General features: G+C 44.5%; 12 protein-coding genes. 11 read left to right on the top strand and 1 reads right to left on the bottom strand.

Features of this window, described 5'->3' with window-relative positions:
* Nucleotides 1–13: 13 nt before the first annotated feature.
* The 8 genes from pyrE to D8790_RS10895 all read left to right on the top strand — a co-directional run bounded on the left by pyrE (nucleotide 14) and on the right by D8790_RS10895 (nucleotide 8,107).
* Complete coding sequence (gene pyrE, locus D8790_RS06975) at nucleotides 14–643, top strand: orotate phosphoribosyltransferase (RefSeq protein ID WP_005589648.1); 630 nt, start codon at nucleotides 14–16, stop codon at nucleotides 641–643.
* A gap of 112 nt (nucleotides 644–755) precedes the next feature.
* Entirely contained in the window at nucleotides 756–2,294 is a 1,539-nt protein-coding gene (locus tag D8790_RS06980; protein WP_125388087.1) for a glycosyltransferase-like membrane protein, read from the top strand.
* On the top strand, nucleotides 2,291–3,043 hold the full coding sequence (locus D8790_RS06985; RefSeq protein ID WP_125388088.1) for a DUF4336 domain-containing protein: 753 nt from the start codon (nucleotides 2,291–2,293) through the stop codon (nucleotides 3,041–3,043). The genes D8790_RS06980 and D8790_RS06985 overlap by 4 nt, the downstream gene beginning before the upstream one ends.
* 35 nt (nucleotides 3,044–3,078) lie before the next feature.
* Nucleotides 3,079–3,732, top strand: a complete 654-nt coding sequence (locus D8790_RS06990) for a uracil-DNA glycosylase (protein WP_125388089.1) — start codon at nucleotides 3,079–3,081, stop codon at nucleotides 3,730–3,732.
* Between the two features lie 8 nt (nucleotides 3,733–3,740).
* Complete coding sequence (locus tag D8790_RS06995) at nucleotides 3,741–4,205, top strand: NUDIX hydrolase (protein WP_005589656.1); 465 nt, start codon at nucleotides 3,741–3,743, stop codon at nucleotides 4,203–4,205.
* Nucleotides 4,206–4,217: 12 nt separating this feature from the next.
* The gene (locus D8790_RS07000) at nucleotides 4,218–5,486 is read left to right on the top strand and encodes a dihydroorotase (protein ID WP_125388090.1); all 1,269 of its coding nucleotides are present in this window, start codon (nucleotides 4,218–4,220) and stop codon (nucleotides 5,484–5,486) included.
* Nucleotides 5,487–5,627: 141 nt separating this feature from the next.
* Nucleotides 5,628–7,877, top strand: a complete 2,250-nt coding sequence (gene nt5e / locus D8790_RS07005; protein WP_125388091.1) for a cell surface ecto-5'-nucleotidase Nt5e — start codon at nucleotides 5,628–5,630, stop codon at nucleotides 7,875–7,877.
* A gap of 50 nt (nucleotides 7,878–7,927) precedes the next feature.
* On the top strand, nucleotides 7,928–8,107 hold the full coding sequence (locus D8790_RS10895; RefSeq protein WP_260470278.1) for a hypothetical protein: 180 nt from the start codon (nucleotides 7,928–7,930) through the stop codon (nucleotides 8,105–8,107).
* Here D8790_RS10895 and plsY read toward each other — a convergent pair.
* On the bottom strand, nucleotides 8,060–8,704 hold the full coding sequence (gene plsY, locus D8790_RS07015; RefSeq protein WP_125388092.1) for a glycerol-3-phosphate 1-O-acyltransferase PlsY: 645 nt from the start codon (nucleotides 8,702–8,704) through the stop codon (nucleotides 8,060–8,062). The genes D8790_RS10895 and plsY overlap by 48 nt on opposite strands.
* Before the next feature lie 222 nt (nucleotides 8,705–8,926).
* Here plsY and parE point away from each other — a divergent pair, with 222 nt between their 5' ends.
* From parE to D8790_RS07030, 3 genes are all read left to right on the top strand, one after another.
* Nucleotides 8,927–10,870, top strand: coding sequence for a DNA topoisomerase IV subunit B (gene parE, locus D8790_RS07020; protein WP_125388093.1), 1,944 nt, complete (start codon nucleotides 8,927–8,929; stop codon nucleotides 10,868–10,870).
* 137 nt (nucleotides 10,871–11,007) lie between these two features.
* Nucleotides 11,008–12,174 (top strand): hypothetical protein, encoded by a 1,167-nt coding sequence (locus D8790_RS07025; protein WP_125388094.1) that lies wholly within the window; start codon nucleotides 11,008–11,010, stop codon nucleotides 12,172–12,174.
* Between the two features lie 247 nt (nucleotides 12,175–12,421).
* Nucleotides 12,422–13,162 (top strand): DUF6261 family protein, encoded by a 741-nt coding sequence (locus tag D8790_RS07030; protein ID WP_125388095.1) that lies wholly within the window; start codon nucleotides 12,422–12,424, stop codon nucleotides 13,160–13,162.
* Nucleotides 13,163–13,330 lie beyond the last annotated feature (168 nt).

Here is a 13,330-nt window from a genome sequence, read left to right on the forward strand (position 1 = left end):
TAAGGAGTGAAAAATGACTTTAGCCAACGATATTGCACGTGACTTGTTGAAAATCAAAGCAGTTTACTTGAAACCGGAGGAGCCTTTTACTTGGGCTTCTGGGATTAAATCACCGATTTACACAGATAACCGAGTGACTTTGGCCTACCCAGAAACTCGGACCTTGATCGAAAATGGCTTTGTCGAAAAAATCCGTGCGGAATTTCCAGATGTGGAAGTGATTGCGGGCACGGCAACGGCGGGTATTCCTCACGGGGCTATCATTGCCGACAAGATGAATCTACCTTTTGCTTATATCCGCAGCAAACCAAAAGATCACGGGGCGGGCAATCAGATTGAAGGTCGAGTGGCTCCTGGTCAAAAGATGGTTGTGATTGAAGATTTGATTTCCACTGGTGGCTCTGTCTTGGATGCTATTGCGGCAGCTAAGCGTGAAGGAGCAGATGTGATCGGTGCTGCAGCTATCTTCACCTACGAATTGCCAAAAGCGGATAAGAACTTTGCGGATGCAGGCGTGAAGTTGGTGACCTTGTCTAACTACACAGAGCTTATCCACCTAGCTGAGCAAGAAGGCTACATCAATGCAGAAGGATTGACTTTGCTGAAGAAGTTTAAAGACGATCAAGAAAACTGGCAAAATTAAGAAGGTACGAGGAGGCGGGACTAGCATGTTCCTGTCTCCTTTTTAGGATTGACTTGGCCTCTGCTCACTTTTTAAAATAGCAAAAAGTGCCTGATTTTGTTATAATAAAGCCATGTCTAAGATTTATCATATCACTTTTTTGATTCTACAAAAAATCATGCTGGTATTGAGTCTTCATTGGCTGTTTACAGCTATTTTTCATGTGTCGCAGTTGAGTAGCCTGGCTCTGATTTTGTTTGGAGTCTTGGCGATCTTAGCGAATCGCTATCGGTTTCAGCTTAAAAAGTCTTATCATTTTCTCATGAGGCACAAGCTGGCCATTGCTTTAGCAGCTCTCCTTTTTCAGCTCATCATGCTCCTATCGGCTGAGCTTTTGATTCGACGGGATGCAGCGGTAGTTTTCACAGGGGCTTTTAAGTACCTGAAGGAGTCCTCTATTTCCAGCTACCTGACGCGCAATCCTAATAATCTGCCCCTCTTTCTCTATGAGCGTTTCTTCTTTAATCTCTTTGGCGAAGCAGCTCTCTGGATTATGCAGGGACTCAATCTTTTTTACGTCAATATTGCATCTTGTATCCTCTACAAAGGCTGTCAGCGGTACTTTTCGCAGGCTACAGCCGATGCGGTTTTTAGTCTTTATGTGACCTTGGTCGGATTTTCGCCTTACTACATGTCTATGTACACGGACATTCCTCCCTTGCCTTTGATTAGTCTACAGATTTTTCTGGCTCTCAGTCTGTTGGAAAATAAGGGAGATAGGCGCCAAATCATTGCTAGAAGTCTTATATTAGGGATTCTGACTAGTCTTGCCTTTTTGATTCGTCCGACAGTGATGATTCTGTTGATTGCTCTTTTTGGAGTTTTGTTTTTGAGACAAAACTGGCAAAAGTTTTTCTTGACTGCTGCAGTCTTTACTTTAAGCTTTTCAGCAGGCTACCTTCCGCTTCATTATGGTCTAGCTCACCAGACAGAAGTGCCGATTATCCAAGGCCAAGGGCTGGCCAAAGGGCCACTGCTTTTCATCAATCTGGGCCTAACCAATATCGGTCACGATCAGGAAGACATGAAGGAAGGGCTCTTGCAATACGTGGAACCTGATAAGCGGGCTGACTACAATAACGGTATGTTTGCCAAGGAAAATGTCATCAAAGAAATCAAGCGTCGTCTGAAAGAATACACTCCGCTGACCTTTCTACAGCACCTGTATTATAAACACTCTTTGACGGTTGCTGAAGGAAACTTGGGTTGGCTCTATCGCAGTGTTGAAAATGAAAAGACGCCTTATATTTCACCACTTTATGAGTTTACAAAAGACAATGCATTCGCCCAGTTTATCCGTGATTTCTTCCTCAATTCTGATAAGGACAGTTTTCGATTTTATTCGCTGATCAAGCAGGCAGTTTGGATTGTCATGGCTTTGGGGCTGGTCTTTGCACTTTGGAAATACCGACCAAACGATTCCTTGAATTTCTTAAGCTTGGCAGTTTTCGGTGGCCTGCTCTTTCTGCAGATTTTCGAAGGAGGCAAGACCCGTTATCTGATTCAGTTTTTGCCACAGATTTTGATTTTGTCAGCTGTGGGATTGACTCAATATCCACAGGCTCTAGGAAAATATTATTTTTGGACTAGAAAGAAGGACTCTTTGAAATGACAAGACCTGTTCCTATCTATGAACCGCTTTATACCTTGAAGCCTATTGCCGAGAATATCTGGATTGTCGACGGTGATTTGATTGAGATGGATGCGGTGCTGACAAAGTTGCCTTTTTCTACCCGCATGACGGTCATCAAGTTAGCAAATGGCCAGCTCTGGTGCCATTCACCAATCCAACCAAATCAGGCTTTGTTTGACCAGTTGGACGCTTTGGGACCAGTTGCACACCTTGTTTCGCCTAATAAGATTCACTATGCTTATATAGCTGACTGGAAGAAGCGTTATCCGGAGGCGATTGCTTGGTCTAGCCCAGGTGTTGAAGAGAGAGCGGCCAAGCAGAAAATCCCAGTCTCTTTTGATGAAAAGCTGACGGATGAGGCTCCTGAAGCTTGGGCAGGCCAGATAGAACAGTTAGTTTTCAAGGGAAGTACTTATATTGAGGAAGTTGTCTTTTTTCACAAGGACAGTCAAACCTTGATTTTGACAGATTTGATTGAGAATTTTGAAACAGACCGTTTTCCAAGTCAGATTCGCGGCAAGGCTTATAAATTAGTTCGTGTTGCAGCTCCGGATGGCCAGACGCCTATTGACTACCGTATGACCTTTATCGGTCATCAAAAAGAAGCCAAAGAATGTCTAGAGCAGATGCTGGCTTGGAAACCGGAGAAAATCATCCTAGCCCACGGTTCTTGTTTTCTGGAAAATGGCACAGCTGAACTCAAAAGAGCGCTTAGGTGGATTAGGTAAGAGAATTTTATCGTAGGAAATGAGAGGAGACATGTATGCAGCATTCAGCTTGGCACGCTTTGATTAAGGAACAGCTGCCGGAAGGTTATTTTGCAAAAATCAATCATTTTTTAGATGAAGTGTATGCTTCGGGGACCATTTACCCACCTCGGGACAAGGTATTTAATGCGATTCAGACGACAGATTTAGCGGATGTTAAGGTGGTTATTTTAGGGCAGGATCCCTACCACGGACCAAGACAGGCACAGGGCTTGAGTTTTTCGGTCCCTGATGACATTCCAGCTCCGCCTTCTTTGCAGAATATTCTCAAAGAACTGGCAGACGATATCGGAGTGAAAGAGTCGCATGATTTGACTTCCTGGGCTCAGCAGGGTGTTCTCTTACTCAATGCTGGTCTGACAGTGCCTGCTGGCCAGGCCAATGCGCATGCCGGCTTAATCTGGGAGCCATTCACAGATGCGATTATCAAGGTAGTCAATGAGAAGACTGATCCAGTTGTCTTTATCCTATGGGGGTCTTACGCTCGTAAGAAAAAAGCCCTGATTAGCAATTCCAAACATTTGATTATCGAGTCAGCGCATCCAAGTCCGCTGTCTGCCTACCGTGGCTTCTTTGGCAGCAAACCCTTTTCACGGACCAATGATTTTTTAGTGGCTAAGGGCTTGGAGCCAATCGATTGGTTAGCATAGGAGGTAGTATGGTTCAGTTAGCAACGATTTGTTATATCGATAATGGGCGGGAATTTCTCATGCTGCACCGCAACAAAAAGCCCAACGATGTTCATGCTGGGAAATGGATTGGAGTCGGTGGTAAGTTAGAGCGAGGAGAAACCCCGCAGGAATGTGCGGCACGCGAGATTCTAGAGGAAACAGGACTAAAGGCAAAGCCTGTCCTAAAAGGTATTATTACTTTTCCAGAATTCACTCCCGACTTGGACTGGTACACTTATGTTTTCAAGGTGACTGAGTTTGAGGGGGAACTGATTGACTGCAATGAAGGGACTTTGGAATGGGTGCCTTACGATCAGGTTTTATCTAAACCAACTTGGGAAGGAGATCATACCTTTGTTGAATGGCTGCTGGAGGATAAGCCCTTCTTTTCAGCTAAATTTGTTTATGATGGTGATAAACTGCTCGACACGCAGGTCGATTTTTACGAATAAAGGAGATAGAAAATGCTACTAATCAAGAATGGCCGTGTAATGGATCCTAAGTCTGGTCTGGATCAAGTGTGCGATGTGCTGGTGGAGGGCAAGAAAATTGTCAAAATCGGCCAAAATCTGGAAGCGGCTGATGCCCAAGTCCTAGATGCTAGTGGTTTGGTCGTTGCCCCCGGTCTGGTCGACATTCACGTTCACTTCCGGGAGCCAGGTCAGACTCATAAAGAAGACATTCACACGGGAGCCTTGGCAGCGGCAGCGGGCGGTTTTACAACGGTTGTTATGATGGCCAATACCAATCCGACCATCTCTACAGTTGAAACCCTGCAGGAAGTGCTGGAGTCGGCTAGTCGTGAAAATATCCATATCAAGTCCGTCGCGACCATTACTGAGAATTTCGATGGTCAGCATTTGACAGACTTCAAAGATCTCTTGGCAGCTGGTGCAGTAGGTTTCTCAGATGACGGAATTCCGCTGACCAACGCTGGCATTGTCCGCCAAGCCCTGATCGAAGCATGTAAAAACGATACTTTTATAAGCTTGCATGAGGAAGATCCTAATCTCAACGGCATCCTTGGTTTCAATGAGCATATTGCCAAAGAGCATTTTCATATCTGTGGCGCGACAGGTGTGGCCGAATACAGCATGATTGCTCGCGATGTCATGATTGCCTATGATGCCAAGGCTCATGTCCATATCCAGCATTTGTCCAAGGCTGAGAGTGTCAAGGTTGTCGAGTTTGCCCAAAAACTAGGCGCTCAAGTCACTGCTGAAGCAGCACCTCAGCACTTCTCTAAGACAGAAGCTCTGCTATTGACCAAGGGCAGCAATGCTAAGATGAATCCGCCGCTGCGCTTAGAATCGGACCGTCTGGCCGTTATCGAAGGGCTCAAGTCTGGTGTTATTTCTGTCATTGCAACGGACCATGCTCCACATCACGCTGATGAGAAAAATGTTGAAGACATCACTAAAGCACCTTCTGGTATGACTGGTCTTGAGACCTCGCTTTCTCTGGGGCTGACCTACTTGGTTGAGGCTGGTCATCAGAGCTTGATGGAACTTTTGGAGAAAATGACGGTCAATCCAGCTAGTCTCTACGATTTTAATGCTGGTTTTCTAGCCGAAGAAGGCCCAGCGGATATCACTATTTTTGATCCTAAAGCTGACCGTCTGGTTTCCGACCATTTTGCCTCCAAGGCAGCCAATTCGCCTTTTGTTGGCGAAGAGCTGAAAGGCCAAGTCAAATATACCATCTGCGATGGAGAAATCGTCTTCCAAGACTAGTAGATATTCATAGAAAGTCAACGTTCCATGTTATTTTGGAACGTTTTTCGTATTAAGAGGAAAGATTCTTTGAAAGGGCATTCCCTTTTTACAATAAAAACAGTATAATAGTAGAAAAAACATAGACTGGAGCTTTTATTTATGAAAAAGAAGCATCTTATTTTACCTGTTTTGTCTACGGTTCTGTTGGCACCTGCCTTTTTGGACCATCAAGTTGCTGCGGATGAGGTTCAGCCAGCAACTGCTGTGGCAAATGTGAACGAACCAGCTCAAAAACCGGTTGAAACGGATTTGGCGCAAGCAGGTGGAGTTTCTGCCGATGAAGCTAGTGTTAATGCGGCCATCGCAGCTAATGCTCAAGATGTATCAGGAGCGTCCGACGCAAGCTTGCCTGAAGCTACCATTCTTCATACAAACGATGTGCACGGTCGTATCGTCGAAGAAAAAGGTGTTATCGGTGATGCCAAACTTGCAACGGTTATCAAGGAAGAACGTGCGAAAAATCCTCAAACGCTGGTTGTAGATGCAGGAGATGCTTTCCAAGGTCTGCCAATTTCTAACAGCTCCAAAGGGCAAGAACGCGCGAAGATTCTCAATGAAATCGGCTATGATGCTATGGCGGTCGGAAACCATGAATTTGACTTCGGTTTGGATGAGGCTAAAAAATACAAAGAAATACTCAATTTCCCACTTCTCAGTGCTAATACCTATGCCAACAATGCCCGTGTGTTCCAAGCATCAACTATTGTGGACAAGGATAAGAATGTAGAAGGTGATGAATTTGTCGTGATTGGGGTGACCACTCCTGAGACAGCTACAAAAACGCACCCAAAAAATATTCAAGGTGTGACTTTCGCGGATCCAATCACAGAGGTTAATCGGGTGATTGACGAAGTTGAAGCGCGTGCAGCAGCTGAAGGCAAGACTTACAAAAACTATGTCGTTCTGGCTCACTTGGGTGTGGATACTACGACACCAGTTGAATGGCGCGGTTCTACCTTGGCTGAAGCCCTTTCTAAAAATGCTAAGCTGAAGGGCAAGCGCGTTACAGTGATTGATGGCCATTCTCATACAGTAGAGTCCACTACTTACGGTGAAAATGTGACCTACAACCAGACTGGTAGCTATTTGCATAATATCGGTAAAGTTACTTTCAAGGCCAACCAACTTCTGGGCGATCCTCAGCAAATCCCTGCTGAAACAGCTAAAAAAGCTAGTCCAGACCCAGTTGTAGCAGAGATGGTCAAGAAGATCAAGGAAAAATATGATGCAGAAAATGCCAAGGTAATCGTGGCCAATAGCCCTGTTGAGCTTAACGGTGACCGTGAAAATGTCCGCGTTCGAGAAACCAATCTGGGGAATGTGGTAGCCGATGCCCTTTACAAATACGGCCAAACAGGCTTTGCCAACAAAACAGACTTGGCTGTGACCAACGGTGGCGGCCTACGGGAAACCATTGCTAAAGACAAGCCGATCACAAAGGGAAATGTCATCGCTGTATTGCCTTTTGGAAATACCATTTCACAAATCAAGGTAACAGGTCAGAATATCGCAGATATGTTTGCCAAATCTTTGGGCTCAATCCTGCAAGAAAAAGATGGAAAACCTGTCTTGGATGAAAACGGCCAACCATTGCTCGAGCCAAGCGGCGGTTTCTTGCAAGTCTCTGGTGCCAAAGTTTACTATGACACAACTCTGCCAGCAGAGAAAAGGATCCTCCGCATTGAAATCAAAAACAAAGAAACAGGTGTTTATGAAGCCCTTGACTTGGCTAAGACCTATTACCTGACAACCAATGACTTCCTAGCAGCAGGTGGTGATGGTTATACCATGCTGGGTGGTGCGCGTGAGGAAGGTCCATCTATGGACGTGGCCTTTGCAGAATATCTGGAAAGTGCAGATTTGACAGCCTATGCAGCAATTAATCCAAATTCTCGCACGATTTCGATGTCTGCTAGCAAGGATACAGATGGAGATGGTTACACAGATATCGAGGAAATCCAGCAGGGTACTAATCCAAAAGATGCCGCTTCTAAGCCTGGACAAAGCAATCCAGCAAACCCAACCAATCCTACCAATCCTACCAACCCAACTAATCCAACAGTTCCAACAAGACCAAGCAATCCAGTAGTTCCTAGCCAACCCAATCATCCAGTTGTGCCTGAGACAAAACCACAAGAACAACCTGCTGTTGAGAAGCCAAATACAGCTCAGCCAGTAGCAAATAAGGCAACTTATCAAGCTCCAGCACAGGTTCGTCCGACAGAAGTAGCAAGCAAACAAGGAATTCTTCCGAAAACAGGAAGCAAGAATCCTTTCCTTCTTTCTATGTTTGGCTTAGTATTCGGAATGCTGGGTGCAGCAGGCCTGAAAAAAACTCAAAAAGATTAAAAAAATGAGGCTGGGACAAAAGTCCTAGCCTCTCAATTGTTTTTTTTGGATTGTCGAGCAAGACGCAGTGGTTAAGTGGGCTATACTACGCTGATTTCATCAGCATTTACAGCCCTACTCAACTGTGCGGAGGTGAGACGACGAAATCGAATTCTAACGAATTACCGATTTCTGTCCCACTCTCATTTTTTTGGATTTTGCTTGGTCAAGTTGATGCCCCAAGGGATTAGGTTTTCAGTTTTATTTCGAATCCGTTGGATATTGTCCCGATGACGAAGGATGATAATAGCTGCTAAGAGAATGATAATCAGGGTAAAGAGGAAATCATAGCTAGGTAGGATAAAGCCTAAAGCAGGAAAAATCAAGACAGACAGGATAGCCACGCTTGCAGAAACCACGCTGGCTAGAGAAATCATACTTCCCAGATAGAGGGTTGTCACAAAGACCAATATCAGATAGACAAAGAAAGCGGGTGAGAAGCCTAGAACAGCTCCTGCACTAGTCGCCACGGCTTTTCCGCCCTTGAAGCCAGCAAAGATTGGAAAGGTATGGCCAATCACGGCCAAGAGACCAAAAATCAGTGGTGAAATCCCATCAATATGCAGGAAAAGCGGCAGCAGCGTTGCCAGTGTACCTTTGAGAAAGTCGATAGCAAAAGTAGCCGTCCCTGCCGTCTTTCCCAAAATACGGAAAGTATTGGTCGTGCCAGTATTGCCACTGCCGTATTCGCGGAGGTTCTTTTTAAAGAAAATCTGTCCAATCCACAAACCTGTCGGAATGGAGCCCAGTAAATATGCTAGTAATAATCCAATTATCGTGTTCATCATGATTTTATTATACCATGATTTGGAACTTGGACAAAGGACTATGATAAGAATATTTTAAGTGAATTGTCTAGTCTGACGCTTGCAGCTAAGCTGCCTTTCTCCAAAATCACTTAAAATCCAGATTCTATCAGCCTTTAAAGGGTATTTTGTAGAAAAAAACTTTGCAAAATTTACCAAAAACTTGTAAGATAATAAGGATGACTATCATGCAGGAGGTTCCTTGTGGCAAAAAAGGAAATCAATATTAACAATTACAATGACGATGCCATTCAGGTATTAGAAGGGTTGGATGCGGTTCGCAAACGTCCGGGGATGTATATCGGATCGACCGACGGAGCGGGACTTCACCATCTGGTCTGGGAGATTGTGGACAATGCTGTCGATGAGGCCCTGTCAGGCTTCGGTGACCGAATCGAGGTTACCATAAACAAGGACGGCAGTTTGACTGTCGCAGACCACGGACGCGGTATGCCAGTCGGCATGCACGCGATGGGTATTCCCACGGTTGAGGTTATTTTCACCGTTCTCCATGCTGGAGGGAAGTTTGGTCAAGGTGGTTATAAGACCTCGGGTGGACTCCACGGTGTAGGATCCTCTGTTGTCAATGCCCTGTCCAGCTGGCTGGAAGTGGAAATTACGCGCGACGGAGCTGTTTACAAGCAGCGCTTTGAAAATGGTGGAAAACCAGTCACTACGCTCAAGAAAATCGGCACCGCGCCTAAGTCCAAGTCTGGAACCAAGGTGACCTTCATGCCGGACGATACGATTTTTTCAACGACAGACTTCAAGTACAACACTATTGCGGAGCGGCTTAAGGAATCAGCCTTCCTGCTCAAGAATGTCCGTCTGTCGCTGACTGATGAGCGGACTGGCGAAGAAGTAGAGTTTCACTATGAAAACGGGGTTGAAGACTTTGTCAGCTATCTCAATGAAGACAAGGAAACCCTGACGCCTGTCCTCTATTTCGAGGGCGAGGAGAGCGGCTTCCAAGTTCAGGTGGCTCTCCAGTACAACGATGGCTACTCGGACAATATCCTGTCCTTTGTCAATAATGTCCGCACCAAAGACGGTGGTACCCATGAGACGGGACTCAAGACAGCCATTACCAAGGCCATGAATGACTATGCCAGAAAGACAGGTCTGCTCAAGGAAAAGGACAAGAATCTGGAAGGCTCGGACTACCGTGAGGGTCTGGCTGCTGTCCTGTCCATCCTCGTACCAGAAGAACACCTCCAGTTTGAAGGACAGACCAAGGACAAGCTGGGCAGCCCTCTAGCTCGTCCGGCCGTGGACTCCATCGTCTCTGACAAGCTGACTTTCTTCCTCTTGGAAAATGGTGAGCTGGCATCTAACCTTATCCGCAAGGCCATCAAGGCCAGAGATGCTAGAGAAGCGGCCCGCAAGGCGCGTGACGAAAGTCGGAATGGCAAGAAGAATAAAAAAGACAAGGGCTTGCTGTCTGGTAAGCTGACTCCGGCCCAGTCCAAGAATCCAGCCAAGAACGAACTCTATCTGGTCGAGGGTGACTCTGCCGGTGGCTCTGCCAAGCAAGGCCGTGACCGTAAGTTCCAAGCTATCCTGCCCCTACGTGGTAAGGTTATCAATACCGCCAAGGCTAAGATGGCTGACATTCTCAAGAACGAAGAAATCAACACCATGATTTACACGATTGGAGCTGGTGTTGGGTCAGACTTTACCCTTGAGGATGCCAACTATGACAAGATCATCATCATGACCGATGCGGACACCGACGGTGCCCATATCCAGACCTTGCTGCTGACCTTTTTCTATCGCTATATGCGCCCGCTGGTCGAGGCTGGCCGCGTCTATATCGCCCTGCCGCCTCTCTACAAGATGTCCAAGGGTAAGGGCAAGAGCGAAGTCGTCGAGTATGCCTGGACCGATGGCGAACTGGACGACCTGCGCCGCAAGTTTGGCAAAGGAGCTACTCTTCAACGCTACAAGGGGCTCGGTGAAATGAATGCCGACCAGCTCTGGGAGACGACCATGAATCCCGAAACCCGCACCCTCATCCGTGTCACTATCGAGGACCTGGCCCGCGCCGAACGCCGCGTCAATGTCCTCATGGGCGACAAGGTCGAACCACGCCGCAAGTGGATTGAGGACAATGTCAAGTTTACTTTGGAGGAGCAGACAGTTTTTTAACGGAGTACTTTTCATTGGAGCAAAAGCTCCTAATGAAAAGACGCTTGCCGCTATCAGGCGGACAAGCTAACTCCCTTACTAGCTCGAAAAGCAAAAAATAACGTTTTGCTTTTCTCACGTCGTAGGAGGAGAAGTGTATGGCAAATAAAAAGAAAAAACAAAAGAGTATTCCAGAAAAAGATATTAAAAAAGAATTTGTTGCGAAGGTTAATCTATCTAGTAAAACTAATCAGAAAAAGGGAAATACAAATGATATTGAAAACAAAACTGATAACGCAAGTTTCACCATTCCTCAACCTTTACTTATAAAAAATCAGAATAATGATAAAACTGTTTTTGATAAAATTATTCAGTTTTTGCCTTTAGTGATTTCTATAATATCGTTAGGCTTTACGATGTTTCTAGGATTTAGGACAATTGAAAATAATGAAAAGAACCAAGAGAATAATATCAAAAATCAGGAAAATAATAAAATTAACCAGGATAGAAGCAAATATCTTGATACAACAAATTTTAATATTGTTCAAAATTTCTGGCAAGAGAATCCAAGCTATACATTGTATAACGAATCTACAAAACCATTAACTATACCGCCCAAACCGTCTTACTATATGTATATCCCTGCTAAACTATTTTGGATTTTTAAAGACGGTAGGCGTTTCTCGAATTTAATTTTATTACCTGTATCTTATGATAATGTTATCAGTCAATCAAGTACAGGTAAAACTATTGACGAAATTACTACCTCAGTTCTTCCGAAAAATTTTTATGGAAAACTAGGAGCCAGGGATTTAAGGTCTAGATTTTATGGTCGTCCCGGTATTGATAATATCGCTTATGAGTTACGAGTATATCCGTTTTTGGCTATAGCTACAAAATTAAATTATTCTTACAAAGATAAACCGGAAAAACCTTTATCAGAGAATTTTGTGACTACTCCGTGGAGTAAGGAGCCTCTTTCAGATACTAGATATAATGATTTAGAAAATTATACAAGAAATATTGCTCATTTTCCTGAGAACGAAATAAAAATTGTTGGAGATGATAATATTTATGATACTGCTTTTGCATATTTAGATTCACAAATTTCTAAATTCATTCCAATGTTAAAGGAGGGGTTTAAGAACAATGAAGAACAGCAAAGGTTTTATACTCTTATGGGAAATCGCTGGGATATGAAATATGATCCCCAAAAGGATATTCTTGATTATGCGAAGCCGAGTGAGGATAACTTTTATTCTCTCGGTAGGGAACTTTCTGATAAGGTTATCCCTGCTAAAGATCCTCTTTACCCTGACTATTAGAGGAAAGAATTCACTAAAAAAGCCCCCCCACCCCCTCATCGGGAAATCCGCTGATCTATTTTAAGTGGTAGGGAGCTTGTCGGAATTTCCGACGACCTCCCTATCATTTGAGAAGTCTCTTCGGAAATTCCGATGAGCTGCCTGGCTGACAGGGAGAAGATCGGAAAATCCGACATCAACACTGCCAAGTGGACGACCTTCCACCAAAATTATGAGAAACAATTTAATAAAATTTTAGGAGAAAAAAATGAAATATAAGATTACAAATTTAGATATGACCAGATTGGAAGGAAAGAGTTTCTTCCAACTGCTGAGCGATAGTCTTGAGGCTGTCAATGCTTTTACAAAAGCAAATAAGTCTGAGCAGGTTTATGCAACGAAGCTTGGGGATATGGAGAAACTCCTTGAGACCTTGCAAGCTGGTTTGCACCGTTCCAAGGCCAGTCAAACGGTGGCTAGTCTGGAAGCGTCTGATCGTGAGCGTGATGATGCGCTTTCTACCTTGTCTGGTTTGGTCAAGGCCTTCTCTCGTGTGAAAGAGGCAAGTAGCAAGGAAGCTTACGACAAACTCAGCAAACTTTTCAAAAATTATGCTGGGCTAACGAGTATGAGCTACGAAAAAGAGACAGAAGCTATTAACCATTTGCTCAAGGAGCTAAAAGATAGTGACTACCAAACTGCCCTTTCAACTCTGCATTTGACAACTCATGTAGAAACCTTGACAAAGGCGCACTCTCAGTTTGAAAAAGTCTATAAGGAGCGCTTGGCTGAGCAAAAAGGCAAGGCACCTAGTCAAAACAAGGAAGTCCGTGTGAAACTGCAAGAAATCTATGACTTCCTTGTGGACTTTACTGCAATCAACGCCTATGCTTATCCAGATAAAAAGCAGTATGCCGATCTCCGTGACCATCTCAACGCTATCCGTAGTCGCTATAAAAAATTAACACCAAAGAAAAGCAAGCAAGAAGCAGTAGGTGAGGAAAAGTAGCTTTCTTCTGAAGAAGTCCCTCACAGATAGACGAGTTTTTGCAACATAAGGCGAAGTTTTGAAGTTCTAAAAAGAATAGAAATGGGAACAAACATGGTATTGGAAAATAAACTAGACATTACAAACTCAGGCCCGTTTCTTTAAGGGTGTGGATGCTTCATATTATTA

Source organism: Streptococcus cristatus (assembly GCF_003943535.1).
Classification (GTDB): Bacteria; Bacillota; Bacilli; order Lactobacillales; family Streptococcaceae; genus Streptococcus; species Streptococcus cristatus_L.

Excerpts from the sequence above, each read along its gene's own strand:
- D8790_RS06980 (WP_125388087.1), top strand. The coding sequence starts at position 756 with ATGTCTAAGATTTATCATATCACTTTTTTGATTCTACAAAAAATCATG.
- D8790_RS07025 (WP_125388094.1), top strand. The coding sequence starts at position 11,008 with ATGGCAAATAAAAAGAAAAAACAAAAGAGTATTCCAGAAAAAGATATT.
- nt5e (WP_125388091.1), top strand. The coding sequence starts at position 5,628 with ATGAAAAAGAAGCATCTTATTTTACCTGTTTTGTCTACGGTTCTGTTG.
- pyrE (WP_005589648.1), top strand. The coding sequence starts at position 14 with ATGACTTTAGCCAACGATATTGCACGTGACTTGTTGAAAATCAAAGCA.
- D8790_RS07030 (WP_125388095.1), top strand. The coding sequence starts at position 12,422 with ATGAAATATAAGATTACAAATTTAGATATGACCAGATTGGAAGGAAAG.
- D8790_RS06990 (WP_125388089.1), top strand. The coding sequence starts at position 3,079 with ATGCAGCATTCAGCTTGGCACGCTTTGATTAAGGAACAGCTGCCGGAA.
- D8790_RS06995 (WP_005589656.1), top strand. The coding sequence starts at position 3,741 with ATGGTTCAGTTAGCAACGATTTGTTATATCGATAATGGGCGGGAATTT.
- D8790_RS06985 (WP_125388088.1), top strand. The coding sequence starts at position 2,291 with ATGACAAGACCTGTTCCTATCTATGAACCGCTTTATACCTTGAAGCCT.
- plsY (WP_125388092.1), bottom strand. The coding sequence starts at position 8,704 with ATGATGAACACGATAATTGGATTATTACTAGCATATTTACTGGGCTCC.
- D8790_RS07000 (WP_125388090.1), top strand. The coding sequence starts at position 4,218 with ATGCTACTAATCAAGAATGGCCGTGTAATGGATCCTAAGTCTGGTCTG.